This window comes from Comamonas sp. HJ-2 (genome assembly GCF_053615495.1).
Genome location: NZ_JBSIFD010000013.1, coordinates 74900 through 90017 on the forward strand (window position 1 = coordinate 74900; position 15118 = coordinate 90017).

At 61.5% G+C, this 15118-nt stretch carries 15 protein-coding genes; 6 read left to right on the top strand and 9 right to left on the bottom strand.

What is annotated here, in order from left to right; translation table 11 throughout:
• The first annotated feature begins 192 nt into the window (after positions 1 to 192).
• The gene (locus ACWGXF_RS12360) at positions 193 to 1533 is read left to right on the top strand and encodes an MFS transporter (protein ID WP_012838225.1); all 1341 of its coding nucleotides are present in this window, start codon (positions 193 to 195) and stop codon (positions 1531 to 1533) included.
• 117 nt (positions 1534 to 1650) lie between these two features.
• Here ACWGXF_RS12360 and ACWGXF_RS12365 read toward each other — a convergent pair whose 3' ends face one another.
• Complete coding sequence (locus ACWGXF_RS12365) at positions 1651 to 2649, bottom strand: Bug family tripartite tricarboxylate transporter substrate binding protein (RefSeq protein ID WP_003067198.1); 999 nt, start codon at positions 2647 to 2649, stop codon at positions 1651 to 1653.
• Between the two features lie 188 nt (positions 2650 to 2837).
• Here ACWGXF_RS12365 and ACWGXF_RS12370 point away from each other — a divergent pair, with 188 nt between their 5' ends.
• Complete coding sequence (locus ACWGXF_RS12370; protein ID WP_003055493.1) at positions 2838 to 3749, top strand: LysR family transcriptional regulator; 912 nt, start codon at positions 2838 to 2840, stop codon at positions 3747 to 3749.
• A 144-nt stretch (positions 3750 to 3893) separates the two neighbouring features.
• Here ACWGXF_RS12370 and ACWGXF_RS12375 read toward each other — a convergent pair whose 3' ends face one another.
• On the bottom strand, positions 3894 to 4682 hold the full coding sequence (locus tag ACWGXF_RS12375; RefSeq protein WP_012838226.1) for an IclR family transcriptional regulator domain-containing protein: 789 nt from the start codon (positions 4680 to 4682) through the stop codon (positions 3894 to 3896).
• Positions 4683 to 4862: 180 nt separating this feature from the next.
• On the opposite strand from ACWGXF_RS12375, the gene pobA reads away from it, so the two are divergent.
• From pobA to ACWGXF_RS12395, 4 genes are all read left to right on the top strand, one after another.
• On the top strand, positions 4863 to 6038 hold the full coding sequence (gene pobA / locus ACWGXF_RS12380) for a 4-hydroxybenzoate 3-monooxygenase (protein ID WP_012838227.1): 1176 nt from the start codon (positions 4863 to 4865) through the stop codon (positions 6036 to 6038).
• A 198-nt stretch (positions 6039 to 6236) separates the two neighbouring features.
• Positions 6237 to 7016, top strand: a complete 780-nt coding sequence (locus ACWGXF_RS12385; protein ID WP_039048677.1) for a 2OG-Fe dioxygenase family protein — start codon at positions 6237 to 6239, stop codon at positions 7014 to 7016.
• A 189-nt stretch (positions 7017 to 7205) separates the two neighbouring features.
• Positions 7206 to 7679 carry a hypothetical protein gene (locus ACWGXF_RS12390; RefSeq protein ID WP_087865579.1) on the top strand — a complete coding sequence of 158 codons (474 nt, stop codon included), beginning with the start codon at positions 7206 to 7208 and terminating at the stop codon, positions 7677 to 7679.
• Between the two features lie 157 nt (positions 7680 to 7836).
• A complete protein-coding gene (locus tag ACWGXF_RS12395; RefSeq protein ID WP_034352575.1) occupies positions 7837 to 8274 on the top strand; it encodes a universal stress protein in 438 nt (145 codons plus the stop codon).
• A gap of 67 nt (positions 8275 to 8341) precedes the next feature.
• On the opposite strand, the gene ACWGXF_RS12400 is transcribed toward ACWGXF_RS12395, so the two are convergent.
• The 7 genes from ACWGXF_RS12400 to livH form a co-directional block, all read right to left on the bottom strand.
• Positions 8342 to 8899, bottom strand: a complete 558-nt coding sequence (locus ACWGXF_RS12400; protein WP_229228666.1) for a bacteriohemerythrin — start codon at positions 8897 to 8899, stop codon at positions 8342 to 8344.
• Positions 8900 to 8984: 85 nt separating this feature from the next.
• Complete coding sequence (locus tag ACWGXF_RS12405) at positions 8985 to 9968, bottom strand: Bug family tripartite tricarboxylate transporter substrate binding protein (protein WP_039048742.1); 984 nt, start codon at positions 9966 to 9968, stop codon at positions 8985 to 8987.
• Between the two features lie 524 nt (positions 9969 to 10492).
• Positions 10493 to 11257, bottom strand: a complete 765-nt coding sequence (locus tag ACWGXF_RS12410) for an SDR family NAD(P)-dependent oxidoreductase (protein ID WP_256630393.1) — start codon at positions 11255 to 11257, stop codon at positions 10493 to 10495.
• Positions 11258 to 11349: 92 nt separating this feature from the next.
• The gene (locus tag ACWGXF_RS12415) at positions 11350 to 12063 is read right to left on the bottom strand and encodes an ABC transporter ATP-binding protein (RefSeq protein ID WP_256630394.1); all 714 of its coding nucleotides are present in this window, start codon (positions 12061 to 12063) and stop codon (positions 11350 to 11352) included.
• Positions 12063 to 12830 (bottom strand): high-affinity branched-chain amino acid ABC transporter ATP-binding protein LivG, encoded by a 768-nt coding sequence (gene livG, locus ACWGXF_RS12420; protein WP_003079486.1) that lies wholly within the window; start codon positions 12828 to 12830, stop codon positions 12063 to 12065. Before livG ends, ACWGXF_RS12415 begins: the two co-directional genes overlap by 1 nt.
• A gap of 55 nt (positions 12831 to 12885) precedes the next feature.
• Positions 12886 to 14124: a high-affinity branched-chain amino acid ABC transporter permease LivM gene (locus ACWGXF_RS12425; protein WP_004340655.1), complete on the bottom strand. Its 1239-nt coding sequence runs from the start codon at positions 14122 to 14124 to the stop codon at positions 12886 to 12888.
• Positions 14124 to 15047, bottom strand: coding sequence for a high-affinity branched-chain amino acid ABC transporter permease LivH (livH, locus tag ACWGXF_RS12430; RefSeq protein ID WP_004340658.1), 924 nt, complete (start codon positions 15045 to 15047; stop codon positions 14124 to 14126). The genes ACWGXF_RS12425 and livH overlap by 1 nt, the downstream gene beginning before the upstream one ends.
• Positions 15048 to 15118 lie beyond the last annotated feature (71 nt).

Consider the following 15118-nt stretch of genomic DNA (forward strand, 5'->3'; position numbering starts at 1 on the left):
AGCGGCTTTGGCGTGTGGACAAACTTTGAGCTGACAGGGCTTGAAATTGTCAAATCAGCCCTCAGAAACGGGGCCTGCACAGGGCTGCTCTGACAGTGCTCAGGGCAAAAACTCTATTGCAGCTGCACATGCTTGGGCGTAGAACGGAAAGCGTCCCCGGGACTGAAAAGTAAGACAAGGAGTTGTACCTTTATGACAAGCATGAACCCGTCCGTTGGTCTTACTCAGCAAGACTATGAGAACTCGGAAACCCTGGCCTACGCGGATACCGACGAGGATGTGACCCCCGGCGAGATTGCCGTGGGGGTGATCATCGGGCGCTCTTCCGAGTACTTTGACTTCTTCGTGTTCGGCATTGCCTGCGTGCTGGTGTTTCCGTCACTGCTGTTTCCCGATCTGTCCAAGCTCGATGGCACGCTGGCGGCATTTACCATTTTCTCGCTGGCCTTTGTGGCCCGTCCTGTCGGCACGGCGCTATCCATGGCCGTGCAGCGCCGCTGGGGGCGAGCCACCAAGCTCACTCTGGCTTTGTTGCTGCTGGGCGTCTGCACCGTGGGCATGACCTTCCTGCCCAGCTATGAAGTCGCTGGCATGAAAGCGGTCTGGGCGCTGGTGATCCTGCGCGTCGGGCAGGGCCTGGCTCTTGGCGGTACCTGGGACGGTCTGCCTTCGCTGCTGGCCATGTCGGCACCCAAGGACAAGCGCGGCTGGTATTCGATGATCGGGCAGTTGGGGGCTCCGCTGGGCTTCATCATTGCCGCAGCGCTGTTCGCCTATCTGTATTCGAGCCTGAGTGCCGACGATTTTCTCAGCTGGGGCTGGCGCTTCCCGTTCTGCGTTGCCTTTGCGATTAACGTGGTGGCCTTGTTTGCTCGTCTGCGCCTGGTTGTGGGCCAGTCCTATACACAGGCGCTGCAGGAGCGCGAACTGGAGCCTGTCAGCGTCACACGTTTGATGGCCAGCGAAGGCCGCAATGTGATGATCGGCGCATTCGCGGCGCTGGCCAGCTTTGCACTGTTCCATCTGGTCACCGTGTTCCCGCTGTCCTGGATCTCGATGTACTCGAATCAGTCGGTGACCGATGTATTGGTGGTGCAGATCATCGGCGCACTTCTGGCGGGGATGGCCATCATGCTCTCTGGCTGGCTGGCCGACCGTGTGGGCCGCCGCAATACGCTGGGCACCATGGCTTGTCTGATCGGCATCTTCAGTTTCCTGGCGCCCTGGCTGCTGGGCAGCGGTACGGTGGGAAACAATGTCTTCATCATTGTGGGCTTCATCCTTCTGGGATTGTCCTACGGGCAGGCATCGGGTACCGTGACCTCCAACTTCTCGCCTCACTTCCGCTACACCGGTGCGGCCTTGTCCACCGATATGGCATGGTTGATCGGTGCGGCGTTCGCCCCGTTGGTGGCCTTGGGTGTCTCGGCAAAGTTCGGCCTGGTGGCTCTGGGTATCTATCTGCTGTCGGGCGCCTTGTGCACGCTGGCGGCCCTGGGCATCAACCGTGCCATCGAGGCGCGCGACCAATAAGAAGTCAGTGAACTTCCCTGAAAAACGCCCGGTGCTTGCATCGGGCGTTTTTCTTGATACCAGAGGGCATGAAAAAGCCGCCTGCAAGAGGCGGCTTTTTATCGATTGGAAGACGGATCAGTCCAGAGCCAGACCGGCCTTCTTGATGACATCACCGAAACGCTTGCTCTCGGAGGCCATGAAGGCCTTGAACTCGGCAGGCGTGGGATTGAAGGATTCGTAGCCGAAGGCTGCGAACTTGTCCTTGACGTCCTGGCCTGTCAGGGCCTGGCGCACATCGGTGCGGATCTTTTCGATCACGGCGGGGGGTGTACCGGGGCGCACGGCCAGGGCGTTCCAGCCGATGGCAGTGAAGTCCTTGGGGCCGCCCGATTCGGACACCGTGGGCACGTTCTCGAAGCCGGCAATACGGCTGGGAGCTGCCACGGCCAGGAAGCGCAGCTTGCCGCCACGCACCAGCGGGCCTGCCGTGCCCAGGGAGCCCAGGGCAAAAGTCAGCTCGCCATTGGCAACGCCCTGGTACAGCTGGCTGGTTTCCTTGTAGATCACATGCTCCATCTTGGTGCCGGTCTGGTTTTCCAGCAGGGCCGAGCCCAGGTGAACAGGGTTGCCCACGGACCAGGAGCCGTAGTTCAGCTTGCCGGGGTGCGCCTTGGCGTCGGCAATCAGGTCGCCGATGGTCTTGTAAGGGCTGTTGACGGGCACGCAAACAAAGAAGAAGTTGCGGAACAAGGGCATCAGGATTTCGAAGTCCTTGTTCAAGTCATAGGGCAGCTTCTTGAACAGGTGGGGGTAGGCGGCGATATGGACGTTGTCCAGCTGGATCATGTCCGTGCCGTCGGTGGCACCGCGCTTGAATTCATTGATGGCGATGAAGCCGTTGCCGCCGGGACGATTTTCCACCACCACGGGCTGACCCCAGGCGCGGCCCAGCTTGTCGGCCACCAGGCGCGACAGGCCATCGGGGCCACCGCCTACGGGGAAGGGGTTGATGATGCGCGAGGACTTGGTGGGCCACTTGTCGCTCTGGGCGAAAGAGGGGGCTGCCACGGCTGCGGCAATGGCGCCGAGTGCGAATGCAGCTTGGCGACGGCTCATATTGAGCTGATGGGTCATTTTGTCTCCCTGGAAGGATGTCGATGATGAATTGCGTGTGGACCACGCATTGTTGATATCGTCGGCTGTTATTTTTAGATATTCAGGCCCAGTTGATTACATTGTGTCACTTGGGGCATAAACACCTAGGTCTAGCTGAGGCTAGCAGCTATAGCAAAATAGCATAGCTTGTTTTGAAAGGTGTGAGCATGAATCTGCAGCAGATAGAGACCTTTGTTCGGGTGGCCGAAGTGGGGAGCTTCAGCAAGGCTGCGGTATTGCTGGACACCGCCCAGCCGGCGCTCAGCCGTCAGGTGCGGGCCCTTGAAACCGAGTTGCGCGAGACCTTGCTGATCCGCACCGGGCGCGGCGTGACGCTGACCGATGCGGGGCGCCGCCTGCTCGAGCATGGCCATGCCATCATGCAGCGCGTGGCCATGGCCAAGGAAGACCTGGGCAGTCAGCGCGACGAGCCCGTGGGGCGTATCACGGTCGGCTTGCCGCCGAGCCTGGCGCGGCGCCTGACCTTGCCCCTGATCGACGGCTTCAGCCGTGAGATGCCCAAGGCCAGGCTGGCGGTGGTCGAAGGTTTTTCGATGAATATCTCGGAGTGGCTGACCTCGGGGCGCATGGATCTGGGTCTGGTCTACACGCCGGAGCCACACCCGCAGATCGAGGTCTCGCCCGTGCTCGAAGAGCGCCTGTGCCTGATCGGCCCGGCCAGCACGCTGGCAGGGCGCACCAGCATTCCGTTCGAGCATCTGGCCGAGTTTCCGTTGATCATGCCCCAGCACGGGCAGATTTTCCGCAAGCTGATGGAGGCCCAGGCCACGTTGTCCCAGGTCAAGCTCAATGTGGTCTGGGAGGTTTCCAGCGTGCCCGCCATTCTGGATCTGGTGCGCGGCGGCTATGGCTATGCGGCGTTGACCGACAGCGCCATGCACAGTCATGCCACGGATGCATCGCTGGTGGAGGTGCCCATCAAGTCGCCGCATATCGTCAGCACCTTGTGCCTGGTGCAGCCCGCCAAAAAGAAGTCCACGCCGCTGATGCGCCGCACGGCCGAGCTGCTGCGCCGCCTCAGCATGCAGGTGTGCTCGGTGGAAAGCGGGCATATCTGAGCGTCGTGCCTGCCCAGGGTATTGCCGCTGATGGCTCAAGCTCCTGTTAGGGGAGCTTGTTGCGCGTTCTGAATAAAGATTTCAGATATTTTTCTATCTGAAATCAAGTGGTAACAATCGCAATAAGCTTCTGAAATGATAGCGTCAAAGCTGGGGGCGCAAGGCTCTCGCGGCTTCCTGCAGCAGCGGCAGTATTTCCTGCTGCATGGTTTGCGGGCTCATGCGCTTGGCCGATGTCACCACATTCAGCGCTGCCACGGTGCGCCCGCGCATATTGCGTAGCGGCACGGCCACGGCCTGAATCGCCAGTTCATGCTCCTCAAGTGCCATGCAGTAGTCGAGGCGGCGCACCTCGTCGAGCAAGGTCTTCAGCGCCGCACCATCGGACACCGTGTGTGCCGTCAGCTTGGGCAGGTCATAGCTGGCCAGCCAGTCGTCGAGCTCCGAGCTTGAGAGCGAGGCCAGCAGCACCCGGCCCGTGGACGTGGCGTGCGCCGGCAGGCGCGTGCCCAGATGCAGTCCGTGGGCCATCAGGCGCTCGCCCTTCTCATGAACGGCGCTGCGCGCGACGATGACGACTTCGCGGCCCTCGCGCACCACGCAGGAGTAGGACAGTCCGGTCTGCGCTGCCAGTCTGTGCAGCACGGGTTGCACGATGCGCGGCAGCCGGGCCGAGGCCAGATAGCTGCCCGACAGGCGCAGCACCTTGGGAGCCAGCCAGAAATAGCTGCCGTCGGATTCCAGATAGCCGAGATAGGCCAGGGTGAGCAGATGGCGCCTGGCGGCAGCGCGCGTGATGCCTGCGCGCTCGGCCGCCATGGTGGCATTCAGGCGTTGGCGCTCGGTGTCGAAGCTTTCCAGTACGGCCAGACCCTTGGCCAGGCCGGCAATGAAGTCTGCCGGGGCGATGGAGGGTGAGCCATGGTCATTCATGGAGGCTTCCGCAGTTCTTGTTTTGCGCGATCATCGTTCTCATTGTGCGATTATCGCGCAAACAACGATTCTCTCCTTTGTCTTGATGCAGCACAAAACTTAGTCTTGCTGCACAGCGCAACCGGCGTCGTCACGCTCGCCGGTTGAGAGGTTTTTGAGCCATAACAAGGAGTCATATTCATGCGTACACAAGTCGCCATCATCGGTGCCGGTCCCTCGGGTCTGCTGCTGGGGCAGCTGCTCTACAAGGCGGGCATCGACAACATCATCATCGAGCAGCGCAGCGCCGACTATGTGCTGGGCCGCATCCGCGCCGGCGTGCTGGAGCAGGTGACGGTGGATCTGCTCAAGCAGGCGGGTGCCGACAAGCGCATGAATGAGGAAGGTCTGCCTCATGACGGCATCGAGCTGCTGTTCAAGGGCAAGCGCCACCGCATCAATCTGCATGACCTGACCGGTGGCAAGCGCGTGATGGTCTACGGCCAGACCGAGGTGACCCGCGATCTGATGGAAGTGCGCGCCCAGGAGGGCCTGACCACGGTCTACGAAGCCAGCCATGTGCAGCCCGTGGACTTCGAGAGCGACAAGCCCAAGGTGCGTTACGAAAAAGACGGCCAGGTGCACGAGATCGAGTGCGACTTCATCGCTGGCTGCGACGGCTTTCACGGCATCTGCCGCGCCAGCGCTCCTCAGGACAAGATCAAGACCTTCGAGAAGGTCTACCCCTTCGGCTGGCTGGGCCTGCTCTCGGATACGCCGCCCGTGTCGCACGAGCTGATCTATGCCAACACCGAGCGCGGCTTTGCCCTGTGCAGCCAGCGCAGCGCCACGCGCAGCCGCTACTATCTGCAGGTGCCGCTGACCGACAAGGTCGAGGACTGGAGCGACGAAGCGTTCTGGGAAGAGCTCAAGAAGCGCCTGGACCCCGAAGCCCGCGCCAATCTGGTGACCGGCCCATCGCTGGAAAAAAGCATTGCGCCGCTGCGCAGCTTTGTGACCGAGCCCATGCGCTTCGGCCGCATGTTCCTGGCCGGCGACGCCGCGCACATCGTGCCCCCCACCGGCGCCAAGGGCCTGAACCTGGCAGCTTCCGACGTGGGTTATCTGTCGCAAGCCTTTGTCGAGTACTACAAGGAGCAGTCCGAGGCTGGCATCGACCGTTACTCCGAGCAGTGCCTGCGCCGTGTCTGGAAGGCCGAGCGCTTCTCCTGGTGGATGACTTCCATGCTGCACAACTTCCCCGGCGAGGGCGAGTTCAACACCAAGGTACAGGAAGCCGAGCTGGACTACATCGTCCACTCCGAAGCCGGCTCGACCTCGCTGGCCGAGAACTATGTGGGTCTGCCTCTGGTTTAAGCCCGAGACCGCCTTGCCTTCGTCACCGTGGTGATGAAGGCCCGGTGCCCGATCACGGCGCCTCGCGTTCTGCCTGCATTGCTGTGTGCGATGCAGGCATTTTTTTCATCCATGCAATTTGGTTGATGCTGCCTTGCGTAAATTTTGATGCCGGGGCACAAGCCAGCGGGGCCTGCGAGGAGTAAGCTTGCCGACCTTATGGCGCACATCATGTTTTCCCCTCCCTATATTGCCGCTGCCGAGGCAGCCCAGTCCTTGCGCACGCGCGGCTATGCCGTGCTGCAGCCCGAGGACTTCGCCCAGTGGATGGGCCTGAGTGTGGCCGATCTGCACGCCATGGATGCGGACTGGCAGGGTCTGCCGCCCGATGCCTTCCTCAAGGATGGAGGCCGCTATCGCCGCCGCCGCCATTCCTGCTTTGTCAGCGAAGGCGATCAGGTGCAGCAGGTGCCCCACCGCGCCCACTGGCAGCCCGTGGAATACAACGCTCTGCATGGCGGCATGCAGCGTATGTTCGAGCCCATGCTGGACAGCACGACGACGAGTGCGGCATGGCTGGAGATGATCAATGCCTTGGGGCAGCTGGCGGATCAGGTGTTCTGCACTGACGAGCTGCATGAGCGCTGGTTTGTCGAGGCGCACCAGTTCCGCATCGACACCACGGACGGCATCGGCCGTCCCACGCCCGAAGGCGCTCACCGCGACGGCGTCGATCTGGTCGCCGTGCTGCTGGTGGGACGCAAGGGCGTCAAAGGGGGCGAGACCCGCGTGTTCGAAGCGACCGGCCCCAACGGCCAGCGCTTTACCTTGACCGAGCCCTGGTCCGTGATGCTGCTCGACGACGCACGCATGATTCATGAGACCACGCCGATTCAACCTGCCGAGCCCGGTGGCGTGCGCGACACGCTGGTGCTGACCTATCGTCGTGGCAACTTCCAGGGCGCCGAGCTCCAGGAGCAGCAGGGTCAGGCTGCTTGATTGATGCGGACGACTTTGTTCGGAAAATTTGAGCAAAACTGTAACGTGCTCAATACGTCAAAGTGACGTCATCAACACTGCATGATGCAGGCTTGTCGCGGCGAAGCTTTCGCCTCTTCGAGTCTTCCCTGCATCCAACAAGCCAGATCAGCTGGCCAACACCACGCCTTGCAGAGCGTGGTTTTTTATATGAATCGCTTTTACGCCCTTAGTATTCCAGTGCTGACCGCTCTTGTCACAGTAGCGGCCTGCAAGCCTTCGCAAGACCGTCCGGCGCAGGCGGCCTACACCAAGGAGCCCACGATCTACTTTCGCAACGGCCTTGAGATTACCCTCGGCGATGCCTCGGTACCGATTCACGGCGTGGAGGAATGCCCTTATGGTCTGGCCGCGCCGGCCGGAGCCGTGGTCGAGCTCAATGATGCCAAGTGCATTCGACTCTCGGACGATACCGAGCGGATCGTCGTGATGCTGGACATGCCTGGCGGCATCGTCCGGGAGGAATGGACCGTGCGCCGCGATGCGCCCAGCAAGCCCCATGAGCCAGCCTTCAAGAATGTATCCCTGCTGCGCCCAGACGGCACTCGCATCACGATCACCGACAAGTCCGACACTCTGCTGGACAAATGCTACGAATACCAGACGGCCCATGTCTGTATCTGAACCAGACCTCAGTCAGCGTGAACTTCAGGGTTGATTCATGTCAACACGCTGAGGCATGATGAAGGCAGACTCAACGCTATTTCAAGAGCGGCATCTGCCCCGGGCCTCTGGCTTGAGGTCCTTGTCGCCTGCAACCTGAAAGGAGAAACATATGTCCATGTTCAATCACATTCTGGTTCCGGTCGACGGCTCCAAGCCCTCCATGCTGGCGGCGCACAAGGCCGCAGAGCTTTCCAAGGTCTTCGGCAGCGCCGTGACGGCGGTGTATGTGGTCGATCCCTATCCTTTCACCGGCGTGGGCGCCGACTTTGCCTACGGCCAGTCACAGTATCTGAGCGCGGCCACCGCCGAAGCCAACACCGCCCTGGATGCGGTCAAGGCCATCATGGATGAGGCGGGCGTGCCCGTGAAGACGCTGGTGGGCGAGGGCCATGCGGTGCATGAAGGCATTGTGCGCACCATGGAAAGCGTGGGAGCCGATCTCGTCGTCATGGGCTCGCAGGGGCGACGCGGTCTTGAGAAGCTGATGCTGGGCAGCGTCACGCAGCGCGTGCTGGGCGCCGTGCGTGTGCCGGTGCTGGTCGTGCGCGAGTGAGCGTCAGGCGGCTGCCCCATGAAGCAACGGCTCCTCAGGGAGCCGTTTTTCTTGTGGGCAAGCGTGCTCAGCGATTGAGCAGCCGGGCCAGCCAGCCTTTTTTCTTGCGCTGCAATTCCAGCTCCTGCAGCACTTCCGCCTTGAGTCGTTCTTTTTCTGCCGTGTGTCCGCTCTCTTTGGACATCATGCGCAGATAGACCTTGGCTGAGTCCACATAGCCATGGTCTTCGTTGCGGATGTGGTTGAACAGCCAGCGCGAGAGCATGCCATGCAGTTCGGCGGCCACATCCTCGCCCGCATCGAAGCGGGTCTGCATCTCGATCACGCGGCGCGTGAACAGCTCGTGCACTTTTTTGTGCGGCCCTGCGAACATATAGCCGGCGCTCTCGATCAGGCTTTCCTCGAAGACGAAGTGCGAGACGGTGTAGTCGATCATCTCGCCGATGACATCGCCCAGCCCTTCGCGATCTGGCGAGCTGCGCAACTCATAAAGCCGGTTGATGTAATCGACGATGCGGCGGTGCTGTCGGTCGATCTCCGCAATCCCGGTGTCCAGCTCGGGGACCCAGACCAGCAATGCCATGATGTTCTCCAGAAATTCAAGGGTTTCCGGAGAAGTATTCACGAGCCTGTCATATGCCGCATTGATGCAGATCAGGCCTATCCGCGCCAGGCAGGGCGGCGCGAATCCTGCGCGCCGCGTCGGGATGTCACTCGATCTTGGCGCCCGAGGATTCGACGACCTGCTTGGACTGCTTGAAGTCGGTCTGGAACATCTTGTCGAAGTTGGCCACGCTCATGGACTGGGGCTCGGCACCCTGGGTCAGAATGGCCTCGCGCACCTCGGGCATGGCCAGCAGCTTGTTCACTTCGACATTGACCTTGGTCACGATGGCTGCGGGTGTGCCCTTGGGCATGAACAGGCCGTACCAGGTGCTCACATCAAAGCCCTTGAGACCGGACTCGGCCAGTGTCGGGGTGTCTGGCAGCGAGGACGAGCGCTTTGCCGAGGTCACGGCGATGGCGCGCAGCTTGCCGGCCTTGATCTGGGCTATGGCCGAGGGTACGGAGGACACCAGCAGATCCACATTGCCGGCCAGTGCATCCATCATCGCGGGGTTGGAGCCTTTGTAGGGCACGTGAGTCAGATGAATGTCCGAGGCCTTTTCCAGCATCACGCCGGCCAGATGGATGCTGGTGCCGTTGCCGGGCGAGCCGTAGGTGATCTTGGACGGGTTCTTCTTGGCTGCAGCCACCACGTCGGCCAGCGTCTTGTATGGCGAGTTGGCGGCCGTGGCGATCACGATGGGGGTGTAGGCCACATGAGCCACGGGGGTCAGATCCTTGCTGGGGTTCCAGGGCAGGTTCTTGTAGAGGTAGGGGCCAAGGACCACGTTGTCCTTCTGGCCCATCACCATGTCATAGCCCGTGGGCGCTGCCTTGACGGCTTCGGTGATGCCGATGGTGCCGCCTGCACCCGCACGGTTGTCGGGCACCACGGTCCATTTGCTGACTTCGGTGAGCTTGCTGGCAATCACGCGCGAGAGGATGTCGGTGCCGCCGCCAGGTGGGAACGGCACGATCATGCGCACGGGCTTGTTGGGGTAGTCGGCTGCGGGGTCTTGTGCAGCGGCTGAAAAGCTCAGGCCCGCGCTTGCGATCACGGCTGTGCTGATGAGAATTTGGCGAATCATGAAAAAGAAGCTCCAGAGACGAACGGGGGAGCGCTGGCCCGCAAACAAGGGCGGCGCAGTCGCGGCTGGTGCCTGAGCCTTGAGCTCGGCAGCCAGAGTCACGGAAGGTGGGCTTTTCGATGATCGGGGACGGTGGTTCCGCCATCAATGGGTATTTGTCTTTACCGGGGAGCGCGAGCCATGCCGTACGGACATGATCGCCATCCGCACGCGCTGCACGACAGGGTTGCTGCCGTTGCTAGCACGGAGGCAGCGTACCGATCGGGTGTCGCTGTCTTTGTGGCCCACGGGTGCGGATTGTGGTTCTGCGCACAGCCACGGAGGCTGCTGCAGACCAGTGGAAACATTCTGCCACGCATGAAAGACTTGCCAGGGCTTGGTTCGAGAATAGGCTGCGCCTGTTTCCAGATTTTTTGCTCGGGTCCGGCAGTTCACGGCAACAAGAGCTGCAGGTGCCTTTGGTCATTGGTCTGGATAAGGCGGCTGCAGCCATGTTTTGGAGTCCAGCTGTTCTGAGTGCTATCTCAAGCCTGGCGTACGTCGGCAACCACCTGGTCGCCGAAGTCCGGTCGTGCCAGCCAGGCCAGCACGCGGGCTGCGGCGTCATCGGCCGAGGTCAGCTGCCCGTTGCTGTGCAGACCAGCAAAACGCCCCACGTCAGGGAAGTCGGTTGAAGCTGCGCTGCGCAGTTGTACCTGCATATCGGTGTCGATGACGCCTGGCGCCAGAGACACAATGCGTGCGCCGTTGGGCTTGGCAGCCTCTTCCAGCGCCACGCAACTGCTGAACTGGTCCATGCCGGCCTTGGCCGTGCAATAGCTGGCTTGCGAGGCCATCGCGCGGCGGCCCAGGCCCGAGGAGATATTGAGCACCTTGCGGGAAATCCTCCAGCTCTCGGTTGCACCGAGAAAGGCTCCGGTCAAGGCCATGGGAGCCTCAAGACCCACGCGCAGGGCATTGATCATGTCGGCTGAAGGCACCTGGGACAGCGGCGCAATCTGCGGGATGACGCCCGCATTGTTGATCAGGGTGATGCTGGCCCATTCACGCGGATCTATCGTGCCCAGCCAGGTCGCCAGGCGCTGCGCAGCAGCAGCGCTTTGTGCCAGGTCCTGCTCCCATTGCAATAGCTGTGCAGGCTTGCTGGCGCTGGAGGCCAGGGCGGTGCTGGTCTTGCGGGCAATGCTCAGCAACTGATGGCCTTGCTGCAGCAGTTGCTGTCCCATGGACAGGCCCATGCCGCGAGAGCCACCGGTCAGAATCGTTAAGTGCTTTGTCATGCGAAGCATCTTACGGTTGATTGAAGACCGAAAAGAGCAAGCCCCGCAAGACTTGCGTCCGGCGGGGCCTGGCGATGACCTCAGATGAGCTCAGCGAGCTGTCAATGACCCAGATAGGCCTTGCGCACCTCGTCGTTGCTCAGCAGGTTGACACCGCTGTCCTCCAGCACCACCTTGCCGGTTTCCAGCACATAGCCTCGGTCGGCAATCTGCAGGGCGCGGTTGGCATTCTGCTCGACCAGGAACACCGTCACACCCGCTGCGCGGATGGTCTGAATGATCTCGAAGATCTGCGCAATGATGAGCGGCGCCAGGCCCAATGTGGGTTCGTCCAGCAGCAGCAGGCGCGGCTTGCTCATCAGTGCGCGGCCTATGGCCAGCATCTGCTGCTCGCCGCCCGACATGGTGCCCGAGCGTTGCGCTGCGCGCTCCTTCAAACGAGGAAAGAGCTTGAACACATGCTCGACGCCGTCGGCGATCTCGGCCTTGCTCAGGAAAAAGCCGCCCATCTGCAGGTTCTCGGTCACCGTCAGGTCCTTGAAGACACGACGGCCTTCGGGCGAGATGGCAATGCCGCGGCGCATGATGTGATGGGTGGACATCTGGGTGATGTCCTCGCCCTCGAACAGAATGCGCCCGCCGCTGGCACGAGGGTTGCCGCAGACCGTCATCAGAAGCGATGTCTTGCCAGCACCATTGCTGCCGATGAGGGTGACGATCTCGCCCTGATTGACATGCAGGCTGACATGATTGACCGCGCAGATCGCGCCGTAATGGGTGGAGACCTGCTCCAGTTGCAACATATGCTGGCTCATCAGGCCTCTCCCAGATAGGCCTTGATGACCCGTTCATCATTGCGAATCGCCTCGGGCAGGCCCATGGCGATGGGCTTGCCGTATTCCATGACCAGAATGCGCTCGGACACTCCCATGACCAGACCCATATCGTGCTCGATCAGCAGCACGGCCACGCCGTACTGTTTGCGCAGATCGTCGATCAGATGCTGCAGGTCTTTCTTCTCCTGCGGGTTCAGGCCGGCGGCGGGCTCGTCCAGCATCAGCACGCGAGGCTTGGTGATCATGCAGCGCGCAATCTCCAGCCGGCGCTGGTGACCGTAGGCCAGATTGCCGGCCTCGCGGTTGGCAAACTGGCGCAGGCCCATCACGTCCAGCCATTGGAGCGCGTTGTCGATCTTTTCCTGTTCGGCACGGCGATAGCCTGGCGTGTTGAACAGGCCGCCGAGCAGCGTGGCGCGCGACTGGCGGTGCTGTGCGACCAGCAGGTTTTCCAGCGCCGTCATGCTCTTGAACAGGCGCACGTTCTGGAATGTGCGCACCACACCGTGGTTGGCGACCTGGTGGCTGCTGTGGCCTGCAATGCTCTGGCCGTCCAGAACGACCGAGCCGCCCGAGGGCTGGTAGAAACCGCTGATGCAGTTGAATACCGTGGTCTTGCCCGCGCCGTTGGGGCCGATGATGGCAAACACTTCCTGAGGGCGTACGTTAAAGCCCACGTTGTCCACGGCCAGCAGGCCGCCGAAGCGCATGCACAGGTCTTTGACTTCCAGCAAATACTCGCTCATGCGTTTGCCCTGCCTGTGGTTGTAGTTATTGAAATAATAGCGTTCAGGTGCAGCTTCATGACTTCACCTCCACTTGGTGTCGCTTCATGGGCAGCAGGCCCTGAGGGCGCCAGACCATCATCAAAATCATGACCAGACCGAAGATCAGCATGCGGTATTCGGAGAATTCGCGTGCCAGCTCGGGCAGCACGGTCAGGATGATGGCGGCCACGATCACGCCCAGTTGAGAGCCCATGCCGCCCAGCACCACAATGGCCAGAATCAGGGCCGACTCGATGAAGGTGAAGGACTCGGGATTGACGATGCCCTGGCGAGCGGCGAAGAAGGCGCCGCCAAAACCCGCGAACATGGCGCCCAGCGTGAAGGCCGAGAGCTTGATCTTCATGGGGTTGAGGCCCAGCGAACGGCAGGCGATTTCATCCTCGCGCAGCGCTTCCCAGGCGCGGCCTATGGGCATGCGGATCAGTCGGTTGCTGATGAACAGCGTCACCATGGCCAGCAGCAGGGCCATCAGGTAGACGAAGATCACCATGTGCATGGAGTTGAACTCCATACCGAAGAACTGATGAAATGTCGTGCCGTCCTCGGTCAGGGGCGAGCGGGTCATGGGCAGGCCCAGCACCGTAGGCTTGGGAATGCTGGAGATGCCGTCGGGACCGCCCGTGAAGCTGGTCAGATTGGTCAGCAGCAGGCGGATGATCTCACCGAAACCCAGCGTCACGATGGCCAGATAGTCACCGCGCAGGCGCAGCACGGGAAAGCCCAGCACGAAGCCGAACAGAGCCGAGGCTGCGCCAGCCAGCGGCAGCGCTTCCCAGAACGTCCAGCCAGCCCAGTGGAACAGCAGCGCATAGGTGTAGGCACCCACGGCATAGAAGCCCACAAAGCCCAGGTCCAGTAGGCCGGCAAAGCCGACCACAACGTTCAGACCCAGGCCCAGCATGACGTAAATCATGGCCAGAGTCGCGATGTCGACGGCATTGCGGCCCGCGAAGAATGGCCAGGAGGCGGCCATCATCAGCACCACAAAGATGACGACGTTGCGCGTGCCCGACTTCATCTGCGGGACAGCCGGCAGATTGACCTTGGGCAGCTTGCCAGCGAGCAGGGGCTTGAGCATCTGCACGACGAAGATGGCAAGGCAGGCCCAGCCGGTCATGCTCCAGTCGGGGGTGATGATGGTGCGCACGCCGGCGCGCTCCAGGTGCAGGCTGAAGATGGGGGTGACGACGATGGCCGTCATCACGGTGGCGATCAGCGCATCGCGCAAAGCGGCGGAAAAGCTGTACTTCATCAGACTTTCTCCACTTCAGGTTTGCCCAGCAGGCCCGAGGGGCGGAACATCAATATGGTCACCAGCAGGCCGAAAGCCACGATGTCCTTGTATTCCGACGAGATGTAGGCGGCGGCAAAGGTCTCGGCTACGCCCAGAATCACACCGCCCAGCATGGCGCCGGGGATGGAGCCTATGCCGCCCAGCACGGCGGCCGTGAAGGCCTTGATGCCGGCGAGGAAGCCGATGAAGGGATTGAGCTTGCCCACAGCCAGCGCAATCAGCACGCCGCCCACGGCGGCCAGCACGGCGCCCAGCACAAAGGTGAAGGAGATGACCTTGTTGGTATCTATGCCCAGCAGATTGGCCATATGCATATCCTGAGCGCAGGCGCGCGAGGCACGGCCCATGCGCGAATGCTTGATGTACATGGTCAGTGCAATCATCAGCACCACGGTCACCGCGATGATGAGCACGCGGGTATAGGGGATGAAGACCTCGAAATTGCCCATGTGGAAATTGATGGCTCCCGGCAGCAGCGAAGGCACGGCCATATCGCGCGCGCCCTGGCCCAGAGCCACCCAGTTCTGGAGGAATATGGACATGCCGATGGCCGAGATCAGCGCGACCAGACGCGGGCTCTGGCGCACGGGCTTGTAGGCCACCTGTTCGACAACCAGGCCATAGACGCCGGTTACGAATACGGCCACCACCAGCATCAGGCCGATGATGGCCCATATGGGCAGACCGCTTTGCGTGCCAATCGCCGAAAGCGTCACGAGGCCTATATAGGCCCCGATCATGTAGATGTCACCGTGTGCGAAATTGATCATGCCGATGATGCCGTAGACCATGGTGTAGCCAATGGCGATCAGGGCGTAAATGGCTCCGAGTGAGAGCCCGTTGAATAGCTGTTGTATCAGCTGGGGGAGAAAGTCTGACATGTAACGCCACCCTTGAAACAGGAAAAGGCCCGAGGGCCAGATAACAAACATCCGGAGGCATGGCCCCTGCC

Bases quoted from the DNA above. Each gene is read 5' to 3' on its own strand.
- ACWGXF_RS12410 (WP_256630393.1), bottom strand. From the start codon at position 11,257: ATGCTTCGCATGACAAAGCACTTAACGATTCTGACCGGTGGCTCTCGC.
- ACWGXF_RS12415 (WP_256630394.1), bottom strand. From the start codon at position 12,063: ATGAGCCAGCATATGTTGCAACTGGAGCAGGTCTCCACCCATTACGGC.
- livG (WP_003079486.1), bottom strand. From the start codon at position 12,830: ATGAGCGAGTATTTGCTGGAAGTCAAAGACCTGTGCATGCGCTTCGGC.
- ACWGXF_RS12360 (WP_012838225.1), top strand. From the start codon at position 193: ATGACAAGCATGAACCCGTCCGTTGGTCTTACTCAGCAAGACTATGAG.
- ACWGXF_RS12405 (WP_039048742.1), bottom strand. From the start codon at position 9,968: ATGATTCGCCAAATTCTCATCAGCACAGCCGTGATCGCAAGCGCGGGC.
- ACWGXF_RS12395 (WP_034352575.1), top strand. From the start codon at position 7,837: ATGTTCAATCACATTCTGGTTCCGGTCGACGGCTCCAAGCCCTCCATG.
- ACWGXF_RS12425 (WP_004340655.1), bottom strand. From the start codon at position 14,124: ATGAAGTACAGCTTTTCCGCCGCTTTGCGCGATGCGCTGATCGCCACC.
- ACWGXF_RS12390 (WP_087865579.1), top strand. From the start codon at position 7,206: ATGAATCGCTTTTACGCCCTTAGTATTCCAGTGCTGACCGCTCTTGTC.
- ACWGXF_RS12385 (WP_039048677.1), top strand. From the start codon at position 6,237: ATGGCGCACATCATGTTTTCCCCTCCCTATATTGCCGCTGCCGAGGCA.
- livH (WP_004340658.1), bottom strand. From the start codon at position 15,047: ATGTCAGACTTTCTCCCCCAGCTGATACAACAGCTATTCAACGGGCTC.
- ACWGXF_RS12375 (WP_012838226.1), bottom strand. From the start codon at position 4,682: ATGAATGACCATGGCTCACCCTCCATCGCCCCGGCAGACTTCATTGCC.
- ACWGXF_RS12365 (WP_003067198.1), bottom strand. From the start codon at position 2,649: ATGACCCATCAGCTCAATATGAGCCGTCGCCAAGCTGCATTCGCACTC.
- pobA (WP_012838227.1), top strand. From the start codon at position 4,863: ATGCGTACACAAGTCGCCATCATCGGTGCCGGTCCCTCGGGTCTGCTG.
- ACWGXF_RS12370 (WP_003055493.1), top strand. From the start codon at position 2,838: ATGAATCTGCAGCAGATAGAGACCTTTGTTCGGGTGGCCGAAGTGGGG.